Here is a 20,056-nt window from a genome sequence, read left to right on the forward strand (position 1 = left end):
GTCGTGGCCGGCCACGCGGCGGAGCCGCATAACGACCCGGCCGCGGCGGAGCCGCAGATCGACACAGCCGCGGCGGAGCCGCATAACGACACGGCCCCGCGCCCCTTCGGGGCGCCAGCGAACCGCGGCCACCTCCTGGGGAGCGTGTTTGCCGTCCACCCGGGACGGTAAATGGATAATCGCATCAAGGAGTCAGGCGACCGGGCGTGTCCCGGGCGACGGCGGCCGACGGCGACACGGGAGGGCAGGGCTATGGCGTGGCTGCTGGTCGTGGTCGCCGGGCTTCTCGAAACGGGTTTCGCCGTCTGTCTCAAGCTCTCGCACGGCTTCACCCGCCTCTGGCCGACGGTCGCGTTCTGCGCGTTCGCGCTCGGCAGCTTCGGGCTGCTGACGCTGTCGCTGAAGAAGCTCGACGTGGGGCCCGCGTACGCCGTGTGGACGGGGATCGGGGCGGCCGGGACCGCGATCTACGGCATGATCTTCCTCGACGATCTCGTCTCCATGCTCAAGATCGTCTCCATCAGCCTGGTGATCATCGGCGTGATAGGGCTCCAGCTCTCCGGCTCGGCCCACTGAGCCCGGCAGCCGGGTCGGCTCAGGCCAGCACCGTGCGCACCATACGGGCCACATCCGCCGCCGGGGCGGGCGCCACCACGTAGGACAGGGCCAGCCTGGCGACCGCCTCACAGGCCAGCGGCAGCTCGACGGCGCCGGGCGGCCAGTCGCCCGCCAGCAGTCGCACCGCGCGGTCCCGCGCCTGGCCGAGCAGCTCGCCCGGCGCGGGCAGCGGGCCGGGCGATGCCGTCCTTACCGACGTCACGGACGCCATGGGCGCCATGGGCGTCGGCAGCCGTTCGTTCCAGCAGCCCGTGAGCACCGCCCGCACCAGTGGATTCTCGGTCGCCGAGCGGACCGTCCACACCGCCGCGGCGGCCAGTCGCTCCCTGGGGCCCGCCGCGCCGGACGCCCCGGACAGCGCCCGCTCGACGCCGCTCAGATAGGCGTCGGCCTCGCGCCGCACCAGAGCGCGGGCGAGGCCCTGCTTGCTGCCGAACTCGTTGTAGAGGGTCTGCCGGGAGACCCCGGCCGCCGCCGCGACCTCGGCCATCTTGACCCTCGGCCACGGACGGCCCTCGAGCGCGGCGAAGGCCGCGTCGAGTAAGGATTCACGCGCTGCGGGCATCGTCGCCTCCCAGAGCGGGCATCGCCGCCTCCCGGCGACATGTGCCCGACAGAATTGACGGGCCGCCAGATGAAGTCAAGGGCCCCGCACGGGCCGACCCGTACGGCCCCCAGCCCCTGGTCATGTGGAGTCGCGTGGCTCCGGGTCTTTTCCGCTCGATACTGTTCGGCCATGCCCGACTACCACGATGACCTGCGTCTCGGCCATGTCCTCGCCGACGCCGCCGATGCGACCACCATGGAGCGGTTCAAGGCGCTCGACCTGAAGGTCGAGACAAAACCCGATATGACGCCGGTGAGCGAGGCCGACAAGGCGGCCGAGGAGCTGATCCGCAGCTCCCTCCAGCGCGCCCGGCCGCGCGACGCGGTGCTCGGCGAGGAGTTCGGCAGCGAGGGCACCGGCCCGCGGCGCTGGGTGATCGACCCGATCGACGGCACCAAGAACTATGTGCGCGGGGTCCCGGTCTGGGCCACCCTGATCGCCCTCATGGAGCGCGGCGAGGGCGGCGACCGGCCGGTGGTCGGGGTGGTCTCCGCACCGGCGCTGGGACGCCGTTGGTGGGCCGCCGAGGGGCTGGGGGCGTACACCGGGCGCAGCCTGTCCTCCGCGTCGCGGCTGGCGGTCTCGAAGGTGAACAACCTCTCCGACGCCTCCTTCGCGTACTCCTCACTCAGTGGCTGGGAGGAGCGCGGCAAGCTGAACGGCTTCCTCGATCTGACGCGCGCCTGCTGGCGCACCCGCGGCTACGGCGACTTCTGGCCGTACATGATGGTCGCCGAGGGCTCGGTCGACATCTGCGCCGAACCGGAACTGTCGCTGTGGGACATGGCGGCCAACGCGGTGATCGTCCAGGAGGCGGGCGGCCGCTTCACCGGGCTCGACGGCGTACCGGGCCCGAACAGCGGCGACGCGGCGGCGTCCAATGGGCTGCTGCACGGGGCGATGCTGGACTACCTGCGGCCCTGAAAAGCCCACCGGCGCAGGGCCGGAAGAGAACCGGAGTGTGAACCGGAGCGCGGGGGCGCGCTCAGCCGACCGTCGGCTACCGCGCGCCCTTGTTGGATCCACCAAGGCATGTGAACATGAGAATCCAAGACCTTGTGAACTTGTGAATCCATTCTCGAATGGGTTCACCAAGGAGGTGTCTCCATCCATGCCCATGCACGTCCGTGACGCCATGAGCTCGGTGGTCCTCACCATCGGCCCCGCGCACACGCTCCGTCAGGCCGCCCGGCTGATGTCCGCACGCCGGGTCGGATCGGCCATCGTGCTCGATCCCGACACCTGCGGCCTGGGGATTCTCACCGAGCGCGACATCCTCAACTCAGTGGGGGCGGGCCAGGACCCCGACCAGGAGACCGCGCACGACCACACCACCGCCGACGTCGTCTTCGCCGCCCCCGGGTGGACGCTGGACGAGGCGGCCCGCACGATGACCCAGGGCGGCTTCCGCCATCTGGTCGTCCTCGACGCGGGCGGCCCCGTCGGCGTGGTGTCGGTGCGCGACATCATCCGCTGCTGGGCCCCGGTCCCCCAGCCCGTACCGGCCTGAGGCACCCCGGCGGACCGGAACCGGAACCGGACCCGGACTTCGCACCCGACACCCCGCATCCGGCGCCCCGCATCCGGCACCCGAAGAGGCCGGAGCCCAACGGCGTCCGGCCTCTTCGGTTGATACGACAAGCGTCCGTCAGCCGCGCAGGGCCTGGACCGCGGCCTCCAGCCGCTTGCCGTAGTCGGCGTCCGCCTTGCGGAAGTTCTCGATCGCCCGCTGTGCGATGTCATCGCGGGAGACCTTGGCGATGAACTGCGCCAGATTCTCGATCAGGCGCTCCTTCTCGCCGTCCGACATCAGCCGGTAGAGGTTGCCCGCCTGCACGAAGTCGTCGTCCTCGGCGTGCGAGGGCGCCTCGTGGTCACCGGTCCGGCCGGAGACCGCGGACGGCTCCCACAGCGGCCGGCCGGTCTCCGCCGGGCCGCCGAAGCTGTTGGGCTCGTAGTTCTTCGCGCCCGCGTGCCGGCCGTCGTACAGGAAGCCGTCCCGGCCGTAGGTGCGTGCCTCGGCCGCGTGCGGGCGGTTCACCGGCAGGTGGTCGGCGTTGATGCCGACGCGGTAGCGGTGGGCGTCGCCGTACGCGAAGAGGCGGCCCTGGAGCATCTTGTCCGGGGACGGGCCGATGCCCGGCACGAAGTGGGCCGGCGAGAAGATCGACTGCTCGACCTCGGCGAAGATGTTCCGCGGGTTGCGGTTGAGCTCCAGCTTGCCGATCTCGATCGGCGGATAGTCCTCGTGCGGCCAGACCTTGGTCAGGTCGAACGGGTTGAAGCGGTAGTTCGCCGCGTCGGCCGCCGGCATGATCTGCACCTGCACGGTCCAGGTCGGGAAGTCACCGCGCTCGATGGCCTCGCGCAGATCGCGCTGGTGGCTGTCCGGGTCCAGACCGGAGGTCTCGGCCGCCTCGGCGGTGGTGAGGTTCTTGATCCCCTGGTCGGTCTTGAAGTGGTACTTCACCCAGAAGACCTCGCCCGCGGCGTTGTTCCACTGGTAGGTGTGCGAACCGTAGCCGTTCATGTGGCGGTACGAGGCGGGGATGCCGCGGTCACCGAACAGCCAGGTCACCTGATGGGTGGACTCGGGCGAGAGCCCCCAGAAGTCCCAGACGTTGTCCGCCTCCTGCGAGCCGGTGTACGGGTCGCGCTTCTGGGTGTGGATGAAGTCGGGGAACTTGATGGCGTCCTTGATGAAGAACACCGGGGTGTTGTTCCCGACCAGGTCGTAATTGCCGTCCTCGGTGTAGAACTTGAGCGCGAAGCCGCGCGGGTCGCGCACCGCGTCCGCCGAGCCGAGGTTGCCGGCGACCGTCGAGAAGCGCAGGAACGTCTCGGTCTGCTTGCCGACCTCGGAGAGGAACGACGCGCGGGTGTACTCGGTCACGTCCGCGGTCACGGTGAAGGTGCCGTACGCACCGGCTCCGCGGGCGTGCACGATCCGCTCCGGGATCCGCTCGCGATTGAAGTGGGCGAGCTTCTCGATCAGGTGCTGGTCCTGGATGAGGACCGGACCGCCGACGCCCGCCGTCTCGCTGTTCTGGTTGTCCGCCACCGGAGCCCCGGACTCCGTGGTCAGCGGACCAGTGATGTTGTCCTGGACCGTCACGTGCGCCTCCTGCGTCGTCGCATTCTGTCCCTTGGTCTGGGGCTGTTCTCGATCCTACATTGGACAATGTCTAAGTCAAGAAGCGTTGGAAACTCGTACCCGATCTGGTCAAGGACTCGTCCGCTGCTACCCTGGTCCTTATCTGACTGATAGGTGAATGGCATGAGTGACCTGCTGGAACGGCTCAGGGGACGCGGCTGGAGGCTGACGGCGCAGCGGCGTGTCGTCGCCGAGGTCCTCGACGGGGACCATGTGCACTACACCGCCGACGAAGTCCACGCGGCGGCGGCCGAGCGACTGCCCGAGATCTCCCGCGCGACCGTCTACAACACCCTGGGCGAGCTGGTCTCGCTCGGTGAGGTGATCGAGGTCACCACGGACGGCAGGGCCAAGCGCTACGACCCGAACGCACACCACGCGCATCAGCACCTGGTCTGCGCGAAGTGCGGCACGATCCGCGATGTCCACCCCTCCGGCGATCTGCTCGCCGACCTGCCCACGCAGGAGCGCTACGGCTTCGCGATCTCCGCGGTCGAGGTGACCTACCGGGGTCTGTGCCCCGACTGTGCGGCCTGAGAGCGCTCACGACAGGCGGCTGAGACGCCGGGACAGACGAAAGGCCCGGATCCTGGAGGATCCGGGCCTTTCGCATTGGTAGCGGGGACAGGATTTGAACCTGCGACCTCTGGGTTATGAGCCCAGCGAGCTACCGAGCTGCTCCACCCCGCGTCGTTGTGTTGCAACCTTAACCCGGGGTGGACAGCAGGAGCAAACCGGTTACCGGCGGGACGCCCGCCAGTGGCTCCGGGCCGGGGGTTCCGGCCCGGAGCACAACGCCGTGAGCTGCTGTGACGCCCCGGCTCCGGCTACGCCGCCACGTGCGAGCGCCGCTACGCCGTGGGCTCCTGCTTACGCCGTGAGCTCCTGCTTATGCCGTGAGCTCCTGCTTACGCCGTGAGCTCCTGCTGCAGCGCGTCCCGCAGCCGCGCCGCGCGCTCGGCGACCTCCGCGGGCCCCAGCTCGACCGCCCGCGCACACCACCGCTGTCCCTCGGTGAGCGCCCCGCGGCGGGCCGCGAGCAGCGCGAGCCGCAGCGCGGCCCGGCCGTGCCCCGCCTCGGCGGCACGCGTCCACCACAGGGCGGCCTCCGGCTCGCTGCCCTCCCGGGCCAGCAGCAGCCCCAGGTTGAACGCGCCGTTGCTGCTGCCCGCCTCGGCGGCCGCCCGGTACCAGCGCGCGGCCTCGACCACGTCGCCGCGCGCGGCGGCGAACATGCCCACCCGCACCTGGGCCCGCCGGTGGCCCTGGCGCGCGGCGCGCTCGTACCACTCCTCGTACTCGGGGACGTGCGGCCCCGAGCCGTCGTCCGGCGGCGGGGTCGGGAAGCGCGTCCCCGACGAGCTGCCGAAGCCGGTGCCGGTCGCCGGGTCGCCGCCGACCGACGAGCGGTCCAGCAGCGCGGCCAGCCGGAAGGCGCCCTCGGCGCTGCCGCCGCCCGCGGCGCAGCGCAGATGGCGCTCGGCGCCCTGGAGGTCGCCGTCCCGCTGCAGGGCGAGGCCGACCTGCAGCGCCGCCTCGGTGTGCCCGGCGGCGGCGGCCCGCTCGTACCACTGCCGGGCCGCCCGGCCCTCGCCCCGGCCCGCGTACAGGATCCCCAGGTTGAACGCGGCGTCGACGCTGCCCGCCTCGGCCGCCTTGGAGAACCACGGCTCGGCGCCCGCCGCGTCGCCGCGCTGCAGCAGCATCACGGCGACCGCGTTGGCGGCCTCGCGGTGGCCCGCGTAGGCGGCGCGGCGGTACCACTGCTCGGCCTGTGCGGTGCGGCCCTGCTCGGCGCAGAGCAGCCCGAGGTTGTAGGCGCCGTTGATGTCCCCGGCGTCGAGCGCGGCGCGGTACCAGCGCTCGGCGGTCTGGGGCTCGCCCCGGTCGGCGTGCAGCGCGCCGAGCGCGTTGGCGGCGTTGCCGTCGCCGTCCTGGGCCGCCCGGTGCCACCAGACCGCCGCGCTGTCCGTGTCGCCCGCGTCGCGCAGCAGGAAGCCCAGCGCGCAGGCGGCGCGGGACTCACCGTCCTTGGCGGACATCAGGTACCAGCGGCCGGCCTCCTTGGTCTCACCGCGCTTCTCCAGCAGCGTGCCGAGGTGGAGGGCGGCGCGCCGGTGGCCACGCGCGGCGGCCTGCCGGTACCACTGCTCGGCCTCCTCCCGCCCGGCCCCGTCGGCGCCGCGGCGGCGCTCGGCCACCGGCTCGTCGCCCTCGTCGCGGTCGTCCAGGATGCGGGCGAGGCGGTACGCGGCCTCGCGGTGGCCGCGCTCGGCGGCCGCGCGGAACCAGCGCTCGGCGCCGATGTCGCTGCGGTGCTCCAGCAGATCGCCCAGCGCGTACGCGCCCAGGGTGTGGCCGGATTCGGCGGACTGACGCAGCCAGTACTCGGCGGCGGGCTCATCGCCCCGCTCACGGTGGTGCCGGCCCAGGGCGTGGGCCGCGGCGGCGGATCCGGCGACGGCGGCTATCCGCCACCAGCCGGCCGCCTCGTCGGCGTAGCCGCGCTGGTGCAGCAGGACGCCGAGGTTGTTGGCGGCGGCGCGATCGCCCGCCGCGGTGGCTCCCCGCAGATGCGGTTCCGCACCGTCGACGTCACCACGGCGCAGCAGCAGCGCGCCCAGCGCGCTCATCGCGGCGGTGTCACCGGCCTCGGCGGCACGACGGTGCCGGGTCTCCTCCTCGGCATCGTCATGCGTGTGCGCAAAACGCCCTGTCTCCAACAGACTGACCCTGTCCCCCATAAATCCCATCGTGACATCACCCGCATCCGGCGTACACCTGGTATACCGCAGCCGAGGAGGTCACTTCAGCGTTTTGTCGACATGCCCACAGAGAGACAACCCAAACGCTTGTATCCGCATTCCCCGAGTGGACGCGCACAGAACACACAACAAGGCCCGGATCCTTGCGGATCCGGGCCGTGTCTGTCAGTAGCGGGGACAGGATTTGAACCTGCGACCTCTGGGTTATGAGCCCAGCGAGCTACCGAGCTGCTCCACCCCGCGCTGTGTTGTCACCACCGTATCACGGTGCGCGGGGTCGGCCGCCCGGCCGTTCTCGCAGGTCGTCAGAGGGTCAGCCGCCCTTCTTGCCGGAACCGTCGGTGCTCTGGCTCTGTGGCTGGTTCTGCTTCTGCCCCGGCTTCTCGCCCGCCTTGGCCTCCGCCTTGGCTGCGCGGTTCAGAGCGTTCCTCAGATCGTCCTGGGCCCTGCCGTACGCCTCCCAGTCCTGCGGCTGCTTCTGGAGCGCGTCCTGGCCGGCCTGGTACGCCTCCTGGGCGTCCTTGAGGGCTTCCTTCACCGTGGGGTTGGCGCTCGACGGCGGTTCCTGCCCGCCGTCGCCCGGTGGCTGATGCTCCCCGGACGACTCGCCGAAGACGGCGTCCAGGGCCTCACCCAGGGTGTCCTTGAAGACGGTCTCCTTGCCGTAGGAGACGCCCACCTTCTTCAGCAGCGGGTAGTTGGCGCTGCCACCGCGGGCGTAGACCGGCTCGATGTACAGGAAGCCGTTGTCCAGTGGCACGGTGAGCAGATTGCCGTACTCGATGTCGGAGTCGGTGCCTCTGAGGTTCCGGACGAACTCGGCGACCTCCGGATCACCGTTGAGCTCGCTCTGCACCTGCTGTGGCCCCGGCACGTTGGAGGTGACCTTCAGCAGTCTTATCGTGCCGTAGTCCTTGCTGTTGGCATCCGCGTCGATCGACATGAACGCGCCCAGGTTGGGACGCCCGTTGGGGGTGAAGGTCGTCGTCAGCGAGAACGTCTGCCCCTTCTGGTCGGGCATCTTCATGCTGAGGTAGTACGGCGGTACCGCGTTCCCGTCCTTGTGGGTCGGGTCCTCGGGGACCTGCCAGGCGTCACTGCCGCTGTAGAACTGCGTCGGGTCGGTGACGTGGTAGCGGGTCAGCAGCTCGCGCTGGACCTTGAAGAGGTCCTGCGGATACCGCAGATGCTCCATCAGGTCCTTGCTGATCTTCTCCTTGGGCTCGACCGTGCCCGGGAACGCCTTCTCCCAGGTCTTGAGGACCGGATCCTTGGTGTCCCACTCGTAGAGCTTGACCGTGCCGTCGTAGGCGTCCACGGTCGCCTTGACCGAGTTGCGGATGTAGTTGACCTTGTTCTGCTGGGCGACCACCGAGCGGTCTCCGTCGCTCAGCGAGTCGGCCGTGCTGTCGCCCAGGGTCGTCCGCGAGGCGTACGGATAGCCGTTGGTCGTGGTGTACGCGTCGACGACCCACTTGATCCGGCCGCCCACCACCGCCGGATAGGCGTCGCCGTCGATGGTCAGCCAGGGGGCGACCTTCTCGACGCGCTCCTTGGGGGTGCGGTTGTACAGGATCCGCGAACCGTCGCCGATCGCGCCCGAGTAGAGGATCTGGGGCTCGCCGAACGCCACCGCGTAGGCGGCGCGGTTGACCGGGTTGGAGAGGCTGACCCCGCTCTTGCCCTGGTAGCTGGTGGTCTTCTCGCCGTTCTTCTCGTAGTCGAGCTCCTTCTGGGGGCCACCGACTATCGAGTACTGATCGGTCTTCTCGCCGTAGTAGACCTGCTGCTTGTAGGTGCCGACCCCGCCGCCGCTGGAGCTCTTGGTGGGCAGCCCGGACTCGGTGAAGTCCGGCGAGCCGGCCGGGTCCGCGTTGGGATCGGTCGTGGTGCCCTTCGCCGCCACCATGCCGTAGCCATGGGTGTAGGTGAAGTGGTCGTTGATCCAGTTCCGCTTGGGGATGCCGTTGAGGTTCAGCTCGCGCACACCGACGACGGTGTCCTGATCCTTGCCGTCGGCACCCTTGTAGCGGTCGACGTCCAGCGTCGAGGGGAACTGGTAGTACTTCCGCTCCTGCTGGAGCTGCTGGAAGGTCGGCGAGATGACGCTCGGGTCGATCAGCCGGTAACTGGCCGTCGTATTGGCGTCCTTACGGAGCTTCTCGCCGCCCTCGCTGTCGTTCTTGCCGGAGTAGTCCGCCACCTTGGAGTCATCGATGCCGTACGCCTGGCGCGTGGCCTCGATGTTCTTCTGGATGTACGGCGCCTCCTTGGCCTGCTCGTTCGGCTGGACCTGGAACTTCTGCACGATCGCCGGGTAGAGCCCGCCGATGAGGATCGCCGACAGCACCATCAGCCCGAAGCCGATGACCGGCAGCTGCCAGGTGCGGCGCCACAGCGTCGCGAAGAAGAGCACCGCGCAGATGGCCGCGATGCAGAACAGGATCGTCTTGGCGGGCAGATAGGCGTTGGCGTCCACATAGCGCAGCCCCGTCCAGTTGCCCGTCGCCTTGAAGTCGCTGGACTTCACCGCGAGGCCGTAGCGATCCAGCCAGTACGCCACCGCCTTGAGCGCGACGAAGACGCCCAGCAGCACCGACAGATGGCCGGTGGCCGCGGCGGTCGCGCGGGCGCCCGGGCTGGTGACCCGCAGGCCCCCGTAGAGGTAGTGCACCAGGGCGGCGGCGATGAGCGAGAGCACCGTGGCCGCGAAGCCGAAGCTCAGCAGGAAGCGGTACCAGGGCAGATCGAAGGCGTAGAACGCCACGTCCTTGTGGAACTGCGGGTCCTTCTGGCCGAACGGCACGCCATTGACCCACAGCAGCCAGATCCGCCACTGGCCGGCCGCCGAGGCGCCCGCGATCAGCCCGACCAGGGCGGTGACCGCCAGCAGCACCCACTTCTTGAACGGGGCGATACCCATCCGGTAGCGGTCCAGGCTCTGCTGCTCCATGGACATCGCGCTGAGTGGCGGCCGCAGCCGGTGCGCCAGCCAGATGTTGATCCCCACCGCCGTGGCCATCAGCACGCCGAAGACGAAGAACAACCCGATCTTCGTCTTCAGGGTCGTACTGAAGACGGACGAGTAATGAAGCGAGCGATACCAGAGCCAATCCGTCCAAAACCCGGCAAACATGACAAAGAGCATGGCCAATACGGCCAGCACGCCCAGGGTCATGAGCAGGGTCCTGGCACGCCGGGACGGTCGGCCGACTCTCATCCGCGGCCCCGTCGGGCCTCCGCCGCGGTCCGGCATCTGGAAAGCCAAGGTGCGCACCTCGAAGTTCGCTGTCGATTGAGGGACCCTGAACTCCAGGGCCCACCTGATGCAACTTACTCAGGCTTTACTCAGTTCCCGTTTCCGGGTCCGAACAGGGCACGATATGAACCATGTCCAACGCAACCCCCGGCACCGACCCGCTGGCCTCGAATCCTCTGACCCGAGCCGTCCTCGAAATTGACGAGTACGCCTCAGGGCTCGGCTGGGACCAGCCCGCCCGGCTCTTCGCCCTCGTCGACACCGCCCGGCTGCGCGCCGAGGAGCCCGGCCTCGCCTCCCAGCTCGGCCTTGACGAGGGCGGCGAGGAGATCGCCTCCCTGACCCCCATCGAGCAGGACGAGCTGCCCTCCGGCGCCCCGCTGGACGAGTTCCTCGCCACCATCGCCTGGCCCGACGCCGTGACCGGCTGCGCCCTGACCGTCGAGCGGCAGATGCTGCCGCCGTCCGCCGAGGGCTCCGTGCCCAAGGGCCTGGCCGACGCCGAGCTGGCCAAGTGGGTCGCCGAGCACCCGGACCGCCAGGAGGTCCGGATGACCGTCGCCGTGCTGCGGGACGGCACGCGCGAGTCGGCCCTGCGGCTGCGGGACAAGGACTCTCCGACCGAGGTGCTCACCGGCGCCGGCCTGGTGCCGGGCCTGGCGGACGCGCTCAGCGCCACCTTCGCCACCGACTGACCGCTTGAGCGGGGGGCGCCGCTCAGCCCGTCGTGCACTTCGGCAGACCGGCGGTGTCCCCCTTACGGATCTTCTCGAGCGCCTTGAGGGCGTCGTCGATCGTGTGCACCTTGACCAGCCTCAGCCCGCCCGGCACGTCCTTGGCGGCGGCCGCGCAGTTCTCCTTGGGCGTGAGGAAGTACTGCGCGCCCGCGTCGCGCGCGCCGATCGTCTTCATCTCGATCCCGCCGATCGGGCCGACCGTGCCCTTGTCGTCGATGGTGCCGGTGCCCGCGATGTACTTCCCGCCGGTGAGGTCGCCGGCCGACAGCCGGTCCACGATCCCGAGCGCGAACATCAGACCCGCGCTGGGCCCGCCCACGTCCGCCAGCTTGATGTCGATCCGGAACGGGAAGGTGTAGTCGACCCCGGCCTGGATGCCCACGATGGCGCGGGAGCGGCCCTGGTCCGCCTTCGCGGTGGTGATCGTGACGCGCTCCTCGCCGGTGGGCTGCTTGCCGCGCTTCTCCGCCGCTGCCACGTCCTTGGCCGGGACGACCGAGAAGGTCACCTTCTGGCCCGGCTTGTGCTTGGTGACCAGCTTGGCGACGTCATCGGGCTCGCGCACCGCGGTGCCGTCCACCGACTTGATCACATCGCCCGCGTGCAGCTTGCCCTGGGCCGGGGCGCCCTTCTGGACGGCCCCGACGATGACATGCGCGGTGACCGGCTTCTTCAGCGCCCGCAGCGCCGCGACCTTGGCGGACTCCTGGGACTGGGTGAACTCCTCGGCGTTCTGCTGGTCGACCTGGTCCGGGGTCTTGTCGTCCGGGTAGAGGGTGCTGTGCGGCACGACCACGTCATCGTGCGCCAGCCAGCCGTAGACGGCCTCCACGAGGTTCATCCGGTACTCGGAGCCGGTGACGCGGACCGTGGTCATGTTCAGATGGCCACCCGTGGTCTCGCAGTTCTTGCGGCCCGAGATCTGCAGCACGCACTCCCCGTTGTGCTCGCCCAGGGTGTTGTACGTCGGCCCGGGAGACATCTCCGCGTACGGCACCGGGATCAGCACTCCTGCGCAGAGCAGCGCGATCAGCATCAGAAGGGAGGCGAGCATCGTCGCAGTGCGGCGTGGCATGGAACGACAGTACGGGACCCGTCCGTCAGTCCACCGTCGGGGCCGTCCGTACGAGGGGCGGCGCGGACGGGGCGCGGTCAGGCCGCGGCGTCCGAATCGGAGGGCCGGCGCTCCATCGCCTCGCGGAAGCGGGCGTATCCGGCCAACTCAGCTACGTCTCCCCCGGACTTCCGTTTTACGGCTCGGGCGGCTATGCCCGCGTATATCGCCGCGGCTATCGCCGCGAACAGCGGAATGAGCAACCAGAGAAGCGCACCCACAGCAGCCTCCCGACCCCTGGAAAAATCGCGGTAGACGACCGCGACTGACAGATGAGCAGATTAGTCCTCTGCCAGGTCAACGCTCACGGCAGGGTGGGGGTTACGCAAGTGGAGTACACCCTTCCGTGCTCCTCCGCATTCCCGCTACGCGCCCACCCGCCCTCCCGTCACCCGACCACCACCCCCCAACGAGGCGCTACGCGCCCACCCATTCCTCTGTCCCGTCCGCGAAAGACTGGTGCTTCCAGATCGGTACCTCGCGCTTGAGGTCGTCGATCAGACGGCGGCAGGCGGCGAACGCCTCCGCGCGGTGCGGGCAGGAGACGGCCACCACCACGGCCAGATCGCCGATCGCCAGATCGCCCACCCGGTGCACGGCGGCCAGCGCGCGGACCGGGAAGTCGGCCGCGACCTTCTCGGCCACCCGGCGCAGCTCGGCCTCGGCGGTCGGATGCGCGGAATAGCCGAGGGCGCCGACCTCCGCGCCCCCGTCGTGATTGCGCACGGTGCCCACGAACAGCGCCGTACCGCCCGCCGCGGCATCGCCCACCGCCCCGAACACCTCGTCCACGGAGAGGGGGGTGTCACGGACGGCGAGCAGCCGGATGGGGTTGGCGGCCGCGAGTTCGCCGGGGTGATCGTACGAATGTGCCATGCCGTCCATCGTGCCGCACCGTCCCGTCTTCACGTAATACCGGATCCCGGAAAGCATCTTCCGGTGCAGGCCTGTCCGGATCAGGCCCGTGTCGGGCCCGCGCCAGTCCCCTCTCAGGCCCGTGTCGGGCCCGTCTCAGACCCGTGTCGGGCCCGTCTCAGGCGCGGCGGCGCGCCTTACGGGCGCGGCGCACGATCGCCGCGGTGCCCACCAGGGCCACGGTCGCACCCGCGGCGCCGAGCGTCGTGGCGTCCTTACGGCCCAGACGCCGACCGGCGACCGTATGGCGGCCGGAGACCTCCTCCAGCAGCTCCGCCAGGACCTCCTCGTTGGTCCAGCGCGGCCGCCAGCCCGCCGCGTGCAGCCTGCTGCCGCTGATCGCCCACGGATGCATGGTGTACGCGAGATCGCCGGCCGGGGACGGCGTCAGACCGAGCCGGTGCAGCCGGGAGGCGGCGCCCAGGGCGACCGCCGAGGGCAGCTCCATGCGCCGGATTCCGGACAGCTCCTCGACCTCCTCCTGCTCCAGCCAGCCCTCGCAACCGACCGCCAGCTCGCCCTCGACCTTCTCCAGGGCGGCGTACTCCAGCGCCCCGACCAGGTCCTCCACATGGCAGAACTGCCAGGTGGGACGGGATCCGGCGACGACCAGCAGACGCGGTGACTCGAAGTAGCGGGTGAGCGCGGTGTCCGTGCCGCCGACCAGGATCGCCGGGCGCACCACGGTGACATTCAGCCCCGGATGCGCCCGGGGCGCGCGCTCCCCGAGCCTCTCGATCTCCAGCAGATCGCCGACACCGGTGGCCTCGGCGGTCGCCCGCAGCTCCGCGTCCTCGGCGAGCGGCACGGCGTTGTCCGGGAGCGCCCCGTAGACCATCGCCGAGGTGCACAGCACCACCCGGCGCACCCCCGCCGCCGCGGCGGCCGTGAGAACGGTCTGGGTGCCGCGCACGTTGTAAGCGGTGCGGGCGGCCGCGTCGGTGCCCAGGTCCAGGTCGACGGCGAGGTGGACCACCACGTCCGCGCCGCGCAGCTTCTCGGCGATGGCCGGATCGCGGACGTCCAGCACATGCCACTGCGCCTCGCTCACCTCACCGCGGCGTTCATCGATGGCCAGGACCTGCTTGACCTCTTCGGACTCCGCGAGCCGCTGCGTGAGCAGGGCACCTGGGCCCGAGGCGGCACCGGTCACCGCCACGACGGGCCGTCGTGCGGTGCGAGCCGTATCGTTTCGCGCAGCGCGAACTTCTCGGTCTGGGGAACTCACCGGGCGTCTCCAGCGGTTGTCTTCAGTACGGAGCGCATGCACGCATACGTACCAGGTGACGTCCATCCTGCCGCAGGGCGGCGATCAGCGAAGCACCGAGCCCGGAAACCGGCGAGGTGTCTAGGCTGGGTGGTGATGTCGGGCATCCGCCACCGGCCCGGGAGCCGGTGGCCCAACGAGCCGAGGAAACCCGTGAGTGACACCCCATTCGGATTCGGCCTTCCGCCGGAGGAGCCGGAGGACGGCGACGACGGCAAGAAGAAGGGCGGCCAGGGCGGCGAGCAGGGCCCCGCGAATCCCTTCGGGTTCGGCGGCGGACCCGGCGGAGCGGGCGGCGCGGACAATCCGTTCGCCGCGATGTTCGGTTCGCTGAATCCGGGCGACCTGGGCGCCGCCTTCCAGCAGCTCGGGCAGATGCTCTCCTACGAGGGCGGCCCGGTGAACTGGGACATGGCCAAGGACATCGCGCGCCAGACGGTGGCGCGCGGCACCGCCGACGGCAGTAAGGACGAGAGCGTCGGGCCCGCGGATCGCGCCGCGGTCCAGGAGGCCGTGCGCCTGGCCGATCTGTGGCTGGACGGCGTCACCTCGCTGCCCTCGGGCTCCGGGAGCGCCGTGGCCTGGAGCCGCGCCGAATGGGTCGAGGCGACCCTGCCGGTGTGGAAGGACCTGGTGGACCCGGTCGCCGAGCGGGTCGGCGCCGCCATGGGCGATGTGCTGCCCGAGGAGATGCAGGCCATGGCCGGCCCGCTGCTCGGGATGATGCGCTCGATGGGCGGCGCCATGTTCGGCACCCAGATCGGGCAGGCGCTGGGCGTGCTGGCCGGCGAGGTGGTCGGCTCGACCGATATCGGGCTGCCGCTGGGCCCGGCGGGCAAGGCGGCCCTGCTGCCGGTCAACATCGCGGCGCTCGGCTCCGGCCTCGGCGTGCCCAAGGAAGAGGTCCGGCTGTATCTGGCCCTGCGCGAGGCGGCCCACCAGCGGCTCTTCGCCCATGTGCCGTGGCTGCGCTCGCACCTCTTCGGCGCGGTCGAGGGGTACGCCCGCGGCATCAAGGTCGACACCGCCAAGCTGGAGGACGCGGTCGGCCAGCTCGACCCGACCCACCCCGAGCAGCTGCAGGAGGCCCTGCAGCAGGGCATGTTCCAGCCCGAGGACACCCCCGAGCAGAAGGCCGCCCTGGCGCGTCTGGAGACCGCTCTGGCCCTGGTCGAGGGCTGGGTGGACGCGGTGGTGCACGCCGCCGCCAAGCCCCATCTGCCCTCCGCCGACGCCCTGCGCGAGACGCTGCGGCGGCGCCGGGCGAGCGGCGGCCCCGCCGAGCAGACCTTCGCCACGCTGATCGGCCTGGAGCTGCGGCCGCGCCGGCTGCGGGACGCCTCCCGGCTGTGGGCCTCGCTGACCGACGCCCGGGGCCTGGAGGGGCGCGACGGGCTGTGGGCGCATCCGGACATGCTGCCGACGGCGCAGGACCTCGACGACCCGGACGGCTTCGTCCACGGCGAGCAGCTGGACTTCTCCGAGCTGGACAAGATGCTCGGCGAGGCGGCGGGCGGTGAGGACCGTAAGGACGGCCCCGAGCGCCCCGACCTCCGTAAGGACGACCCCGACCGTCCCGACCTCCGTAAGGACGGCGAGAGCGGCGAGAGCGGCGAGGACGACGACCGGGGCGACGGCGAGAAGTGAGTCTGCACCAGGACGCGGCGCGGGTGCTCACCGAGTGGCCCGCGCCCGATGCCGCCCAGGAGCGGCTGCGGCGGCATTACGGCGACCATCTGGCCGCGTATCCGGACGGCATGTGGAAGGCGTGCGGGGACGGCCACATCACGGCGAGCGCCCTGGTGGTCGACCCGGAGCGGGAGCGCGTGCTGCTCACCCTGCACCGGAAGCTGCGGATGTGGCTGCAGATGGGCGGCCACTGCGAGCCGGACGACAGCACGCTCGCGGCCGCGGCGCTGCGCGAGGCCACCGAGGAGTCCGGGATCGAGGGGCTGACGCTGCTGCCGGGCGGCCCGGTGCGGCTCGACCGGCACCACACCCCCTGCGCCTGGCATCTGGACGTCCAGTACGCGGCGGTCGCGCCCCGGGGCGCGGTGGCGGCGATCAGCGACGAGTCACTGGATCTGCGCTGGTTCGACTACGACGAGGTGGCGGACGTGGCCGATGAGTCGGTGCGGCACCTGGTGACGCGCACCCGCGCGCTGCTCTGAGGAGCGGGGCGGCCGCGAACCGGGAGTCCGCGGCCGCCGTGCTCCGTCGACGTGATCGGCGTGGCCTCGGTCAGTTGTCGACGTGACCTCGGTCAGTTGCTGAAGATGTTGCCCTGGTTCTGACCGCGGGCGCCCTGCTGGCCCATGCCGAACTGCGCTGCCATGCCGCCCCCGACCACCGCGTTCTGCGGCGGGAGCAGCTCACTGGGCTGCACCAGGGCGTACCCCTGGCCGAGGAAGCTGAGCTCCCAGCCCTCGCCGGTGTTGCCGCGCCGCCGCCAGACGCCCGAGGAGTGCGTCTGCGCCTGCATCTGGACCCGCAGCGAGCTGGACCAGGCGACGATGGCGTCCGCGTCGACATTGACGTACTTGTCGGGGGTGACCTGGAGCAGCAGCGGCTGCCCCGAGGTCATGAGCGCGACCTTGCCGCGGCCGGAGATGTTGAGGTTGTACTTGCCGGAGCCGGAGATCCCGTACTGGCTGTCCACCGCGATCGTCTCCCAGTGCAGCGTGGAGTCGAGCGCGAGCACATAGGAGCTGTCGACGGTCAGCCCGTCGTGGTCCACGTCCATCACATGGATGTGCTGGGCGAGGTTGGCGAGGTAGACCGTGCCCTGCCCGGAGCAGCGCATCAGGTCCAGACCCTCACCGGCGCGGCTGCGGGTCCTGCGCTGCCCCGGCGTCTGGTACTCGCCGTCGAACTCGATGAGCCCCTGATAGGCGACCATGCTGCCCTTACGGGCGAGCACATCCTCATGGCCGCTCAGGGCGACCCGCAGCAGCTGCGGGTTCTGCAGCGCGTAGCGGTCCTGCGTCTGGGCCTCGGTGAAGGCGAAAAGCGGGCTCTGCATCTGGTGTCCCTCCCCCTCAGCCCCGGGCCCGGAGCCGGTCGGTGCTGTCCTCACTGGGCTGTACGACGACGAAGCCCTGCCCGGAGAAGCCGAGCTGATACGCCTCGCCGCTGCCCCGGCCGATCAGGGACGACGCCTTGAAGCTGCGCTTGCCCTTCACCTTGAGCCCGGAGGACCAGGCCACGAGCGCGTCCGGGTCCACATAGGTCTCGTCCTCACCGCGGCCGCAGTCGACCACGATGGGGGTGCCGCGGGAGGTCAGGGCGACCCAGCCGGTGCCGGAGACGCCCACGTTGAACAGGCCCTGCCCGGCGAACTTGGCGATGCCCTTGACCCGTTCGACGCCCCACTTGAGGTGCGCGTCGAAGGCGAGGAGATTGGTGCCGTTGACCGACAGCGCGTCCCCGTTGAGGTTGATGCAGACGACGTTGGCCCCGTAGTCGGCGAGGTAGAGCAGCCCGTCGCCGCTGCACCGCATCAGCGGGGCGCCCTCGCCGGTCAGCCACTGGGAGGCCATCTGACGTACCGCGGGCGGATTGGGCTCGTACTGGACGAAGCCCTCGTAGGCCACCATCGAGCCGGTGCGGGCGAAGAGGTCCTGGCCGCTCTGCATGGCGACCTTGAGCATGCTGGCGCCGTGGTTCTCCATCCGGGCGGCGACCGGGGCGGGTGCGAAGCCCGAGATCATTTGCTGGTCCATGACGGGCTCCTTCAGACCTCGTAGGGCTGGACGACGATGAAGTTGCCGGGCGCGCCACGGAACTGGAGGTTCACGGTCTCCCCGCTGTGGCCGGGATAGGCGCTGCGGCGCAGCCGCACCTGGCTGGAGATGATCACCTGGGATCCGGCGGACCACGCCACGATGGCGTTGCTGTCGGCGAAGGTGGTCGGGGTGACGGGGAGGACGACCGGGGTGCCCTCGGTCTTCACCACGACGGTGCCGGTGCCCTGGAACTGCATGGTGAACAGCGCGCCGCCGGGGATGCCGTGGCCCTCGATCCGGCGCACCTCGTGGTGCAGCGATTCGTCGAAGGCGAGCACGTTCTCGGCGGCGACACAGATGGCGTCGCCCTGGAGCTCGATCGGGTGGAGTTCCGCGGCGTTCTCGGCGAGGAAGACCTGGCCCTGGCCGCTGCAGCGCATCAGCTGCATCTCCTGGCCGGTCGCGTTGCCGACGATCCGGCCACGGAAGCCGGCGCCCTTGTAGCTGAAGTCGACCTTGCCCTGGTAGAGCACCATCGTGCCCTGGCGGGCGAGCACGGGCTGCCCGCCGACGCCGAGGTCGACCCGCATCAGCCGGGGGTTCTGCGGCGTCCAGCGCTGGCCGGTGGGCGCCTCGCGGTACTGGGCGAGCGCGGCCTGGAGCCCGGGCGCGCCACCGCCGCCCTGGGGGACGCCCATGGCCTGCTGCTGACCGTAAGGAGCGGGCTGGCCCGGCTGACCGGGCTGGCCGGCCTGGCCGGGGTACGGCTGGGCGGGCGGCTGGCCGTACGGCGCGGGGGCGGGCGGGGTCTGGCCCGGCTGTCCGAAGGGGGCCTGCTGGCCCGGGAACTGGCCCGGCGGTGGGGGCGGGGGCACCTGCCCAGGCGGCGGCACCTGGCCGGGGCCGGGCGGCGCGATGGGTGCGGCGATGGTCGGGGCGCCGTGCATCTGCGGGGTGCCGGGGGCGGGCGGCTGAACGCCCTGCGGGGACGTGCCGTGGGGCGTTCCCTGCGGGGGCGTACCCGGGGCGGGCACCCCTTGGGGCGGCATCCCCTGAGGCGGCGTGCCCTGGGGCAGCGTTCCCTGGGGAGCGCCGAAGGCGGGAGCGGGCGGCGCCGGTGCGGCCGGGGCAGCGGTCGCGGCCGGGGGTGCGAAGCCCGGGGCGGGGGCCGCCTGGCCGGGCGGCGCGAAACCGGGCGCGGCGCCCTGGGCGGGCGCGGGGGCGGGCTCCTCCTCGGCAACCTCACCGCCGAAGTTCCTGAGCAGCGCGTCCAGTCCGCCGTCGAAGCCCTGCCCGACGGCGGCGAACCGCCAGACGTCCTTGAGGTAGAAGTCGCCCAGCATCACCGCGCGTTCGGTGCTGAACTCCGAACCGGTGAAGGAGTACCGGGCCACCTCCTCACCGCCCGCGACGATCCGGATATAGCCCGGGCCGATCTGCGACATCTGCCCGGCGCCGTCGATGGTCGCGGTGAAGGAGAGCTTGTGGATGGTGGAGGGGATGCTGTCGAGCGTGACGCGGAACGAATCCGTGTCACCGGCCTGCGCCCCGAGTTGCTGTATCGCTTCTTCAGGGGATTTCGGCTGGTTGAAGAAGATGAAGTAGCGGTCGTCCGACAGCCGCTCGTCCGCGTCGAGCCCGAAGCAGCTGATGTCGAACGTCAGACCGGGACCGGCGATCTGCACCCCGACGTACAGATCCCTCCCGGCCGTCAGATCACTGATCCTGGCCTTGTGGCCGCGCTGGAATTCCCTGGCCATACGTTAGGACCGTCCCCCATCGCCGTACCGGTGAGTGCATTGCGCGCCAGGCTAGCCGCTGCCGCCGACTATGAGCGACGCCGAGGAGCACGGGTGTGGTTCCGTTACGGCACGGGGGTGGTTCCGTTACGGCAC

Annotated in this window: 18 protein-coding genes and 2 tRNA genes; 7 read left to right on the forward strand and 13 right to left on the reverse strand. The window is 70.8% G+C overall.

Going from position 1 to position 20,056, the window contains the following annotated elements:
- Positions 1-252: 252 nt before the first annotated feature.
- Positions 253-576 carry a DMT family transporter gene (locus J8403_RS15740; protein WP_014054781.1) on the forward strand — a complete coding sequence of 108 codons (324 nt, stop codon included), beginning with the start codon at positions 253-255 and terminating at the stop codon, positions 574-576.
- Positions 577-595: 19 nt separating this feature from the next.
- On the opposite strand, the gene J8403_RS15745 is transcribed toward J8403_RS15740, so the two are convergent.
- Positions 596-1,183: a TetR/AcrR family transcriptional regulator gene (locus J8403_RS15745; protein ID WP_211123736.1), complete on the reverse strand. Its 588-nt coding sequence runs from the start codon at positions 1,181-1,183 to the stop codon at positions 596-598.
- Positions 1,184-1,354: 171 nt separating this feature from the next.
- On the opposite strand from J8403_RS15745, the gene hisN reads away from it, so the two are divergent.
- Positions 1,355-2,149: a histidinol-phosphatase gene (hisN, locus tag J8403_RS15750; protein ID WP_211123737.1), complete on the forward strand. Its 795-nt coding sequence runs from the start codon at positions 1,355-1,357 to the stop codon at positions 2,147-2,149.
- 193 nt (positions 2,150-2,342) lie between these two features.
- Positions 2,343-2,735, forward strand: a complete 393-nt coding sequence (locus J8403_RS15755; protein ID WP_211128269.1) for a CBS domain-containing protein — start codon at positions 2,343-2,345, stop codon at positions 2,733-2,735.
- Positions 2,736-2,873: 138 nt separating this feature from the next.
- Here J8403_RS15755 and J8403_RS15760 read toward each other — a convergent pair whose 3' ends face one another.
- Positions 2,874-4,340, reverse strand: coding sequence for a catalase (locus tag J8403_RS15760; protein WP_211123738.1), 1,467 nt, complete (start codon positions 4,338-4,340; stop codon positions 2,874-2,876).
- Positions 4,341-4,502: 162 nt separating this feature from the next.
- Here J8403_RS15760 and J8403_RS15765 point away from each other — a divergent pair, with 162 nt between their 5' ends.
- Entirely contained in the window at positions 4,503-4,916 is a 414-nt protein-coding gene (locus J8403_RS15765; RefSeq protein WP_059149453.1) for a Fur family transcriptional regulator, read from the forward strand.
- Positions 4,917-4,992: 76 nt separating this feature from the next.
- Here the strand turns inward: J8403_RS15765 and J8403_RS15770 are convergent.
- The 4 genes from J8403_RS15770 to J8403_RS15785 all read right to left on the reverse strand — a co-directional run bounded on the left by J8403_RS15770 (position 4,993) and on the right by J8403_RS15785 (position 10,400).
- Positions 4,993-5,069 (reverse strand) — tRNA-Met (locus J8403_RS15770).
- 218 nt (positions 5,070-5,287) lie between these two features.
- Positions 5,288-7,132: a tetratricopeptide repeat protein gene (locus J8403_RS15775; RefSeq protein ID WP_211123739.1), complete on the reverse strand. Its 1,845-nt coding sequence runs from the start codon at positions 7,130-7,132 to the stop codon at positions 5,288-5,290.
- A 181-nt stretch (positions 7,133-7,313) separates the two neighbouring features.
- A tRNA-Met gene (locus J8403_RS15780) sits at positions 7,314-7,387 on the reverse strand.
- A gap of 70 nt (positions 7,388-7,457) precedes the next feature.
- Positions 7,458-10,400: a UPF0182 family membrane protein gene (locus J8403_RS15785; protein WP_211128270.1), complete on the reverse strand. Its 2,943-nt coding sequence runs from the start codon at positions 10,398-10,400 to the stop codon at positions 7,458-7,460.
- Positions 10,401-10,534: 134 nt separating this feature from the next.
- Here J8403_RS15785 and J8403_RS15790 point away from each other — a divergent pair, with 134 nt between their 5' ends.
- Positions 10,535-11,098 (forward strand): PPA1309 family protein, encoded by a 564-nt coding sequence (locus J8403_RS15790; RefSeq protein WP_137967344.1) that lies wholly within the window; start codon positions 10,535-10,537, stop codon positions 11,096-11,098.
- Positions 11,099-11,120: 22 nt separating this feature from the next.
- Here the strand turns inward: J8403_RS15790 and J8403_RS15795 are convergent, their stop codons facing one another.
- The 4 genes from J8403_RS15795 to J8403_RS15805 all read right to left on the reverse strand — a co-directional run bounded on the left by J8403_RS15795 (position 11,121) and on the right by J8403_RS15805 (position 14,397).
- Positions 11,121-12,215, reverse strand: coding sequence for a YlbL family protein (locus J8403_RS15795; protein ID WP_211123740.1), 1,095 nt, complete (start codon positions 12,213-12,215; stop codon positions 11,121-11,123).
- A 77-nt stretch (positions 12,216-12,292) separates the two neighbouring features.
- Positions 12,293-12,475, reverse strand: a complete 183-nt coding sequence (locus J8403_RS43655) for a hypothetical protein (RefSeq protein WP_208518180.1) — start codon at positions 12,473-12,475, stop codon at positions 12,293-12,295.
- Between the two features lie 196 nt (positions 12,476-12,671).
- Entirely contained in the window at positions 12,672-13,130 is a 459-nt protein-coding gene (locus J8403_RS15800) for a molybdenum cofactor biosynthesis protein MoaE (RefSeq protein ID WP_374212102.1), read from the reverse strand.
- Between the two features lie 157 nt (positions 13,131-13,287).
- Entirely contained in the window at positions 13,288-14,397 is a 1,110-nt protein-coding gene (locus J8403_RS15805; RefSeq protein WP_211123742.1) for an NAD-dependent epimerase/dehydratase family protein, read from the reverse strand.
- Between the two features lie 192 nt (positions 14,398-14,589).
- Here J8403_RS15805 and J8403_RS15810 point away from each other — a divergent pair, with 192 nt between their 5' ends.
- Positions 14,590-16,083, forward strand: a complete 1,494-nt coding sequence (locus tag J8403_RS15810) for a zinc-dependent metalloprotease (protein ID WP_211123743.1) — start codon at positions 14,590-14,592, stop codon at positions 16,081-16,083.
- Positions 16,080-16,607, forward strand: a complete 528-nt coding sequence (locus J8403_RS15815; RefSeq protein WP_211123744.1) for an NUDIX hydrolase — start codon at positions 16,080-16,082, stop codon at positions 16,605-16,607. Before J8403_RS15810 ends, J8403_RS15815 begins: the two co-directional genes overlap by 4 nt.
- 92 nt (positions 16,608-16,699) lie before the next feature.
- On the opposite strand, the gene J8403_RS15820 is transcribed toward J8403_RS15815, so the two are convergent.
- Genes J8403_RS15820 through J8403_RS15830 form a run of 3 tightly spaced genes read right to left on the reverse strand, consistent with a single transcriptional unit; the run spans position 16,700 to position 19,921 of the window.
- Positions 16,700-17,458, reverse strand: a complete 759-nt coding sequence (locus J8403_RS15820; RefSeq protein ID WP_211123745.1) for an AIM24 family protein — start codon at positions 17,456-17,458, stop codon at positions 16,700-16,702.
- 16 nt (positions 17,459-17,474) lie between these two features.
- Positions 17,475-18,158: an AIM24 family protein gene (locus J8403_RS15825; RefSeq protein WP_211123746.1), complete on the reverse strand. Its 684-nt coding sequence runs from the start codon at positions 18,156-18,158 to the stop codon at positions 17,475-17,477.
- A gap of 11 nt (positions 18,159-18,169) precedes the next feature.
- Positions 18,170-19,921, reverse strand: coding sequence for a TerD family protein (locus J8403_RS15830; RefSeq protein WP_211123747.1), 1,752 nt, complete (start codon positions 19,919-19,921; stop codon positions 18,170-18,172).
- Between the last annotated feature and the right edge of the window lie 135 nt (positions 19,922-20,056).

The sequence above is a fragment of the Streptomyces yatensis genome, from assembly GCF_018069625.1.
Classification (GTDB): Bacteria; Actinomycetota; Actinomycetes; order Streptomycetales; family Streptomycetaceae; genus Streptomyces; species Streptomyces yatensis.

What these genes read in the sequence shown, in the direction of transcription:
- J8403_RS15820 (WP_211123745.1), bottom strand. Translation starts at nt 17,458, where the DNA reads ATGCAGAGCCCGCTTTTCGCCTTCACCGAGGCCCAGACGCAGGACCGC.
- J8403_RS15795 (WP_211123740.1), bottom strand. Translation starts at nt 12,215, where the DNA reads ATGCCACGCCGCACTGCGACGATGCTCGCCTCCCTTCTGATGCTGATC.
- J8403_RS15775 (WP_211123739.1), bottom strand. Translation starts at nt 7,132, where the DNA reads ATGGGATTTATGGGGGACAGGGTCAGTCTGTTGGAGACAGGGCGTTTT.
- J8403_RS15825 (WP_211123746.1), bottom strand. Translation starts at nt 18,158, where the DNA reads ATGGACCAGCAAATGATCTCGGGCTTCGCACCCGCCCCGGTCGCCGCC.
- J8403_RS15830 (WP_211123747.1), bottom strand. Translation starts at nt 19,921, where the DNA reads ATGGCCAGGGAATTCCAGCGCGGCCACAAGGCCAGGATCAGTGATCTG.
- J8403_RS15745 (WP_211123736.1), bottom strand. Translation starts at nt 1,183, where the DNA reads ATGCCCGCAGCGCGTGAATCCTTACTCGACGCGGCCTTCGCCGCGCTC.
- J8403_RS15785 (WP_211128270.1), bottom strand. Translation starts at nt 10,400, where the DNA reads ATGCCGGACCGCGGCGGAGGCCCGACGGGGCCGCGGATGAGAGTCGGC.
- J8403_RS15800 (WP_374212102.1), bottom strand. Translation starts at nt 13,130, where the DNA reads ATGGCACATTCGTACGATCACCCCGGCGAACTCGCGGCCGCCAACCCC.
- hisN (WP_211123737.1), top strand. Translation starts at nt 1,355, where the DNA reads ATGCCCGACTACCACGATGACCTGCGTCTCGGCCATGTCCTCGCCGAC.
- J8403_RS15755 (WP_211128269.1), top strand. Translation starts at nt 2,343, where the DNA reads ATGCACGTCCGTGACGCCATGAGCTCGGTGGTCCTCACCATCGGCCCC.
- J8403_RS15740 (WP_014054781.1), top strand. Translation starts at nt 253, where the DNA reads ATGGCGTGGCTGCTGGTCGTGGTCGCCGGGCTTCTCGAAACGGGTTTC.
- J8403_RS15790 (WP_137967344.1), top strand. Translation starts at nt 10,535, where the DNA reads ATGTCCAACGCAACCCCCGGCACCGACCCGCTGGCCTCGAATCCTCTG.
- J8403_RS15765 (WP_059149453.1), top strand. Translation starts at nt 4,503, where the DNA reads ATGAGTGACCTGCTGGAACGGCTCAGGGGACGCGGCTGGAGGCTGACG.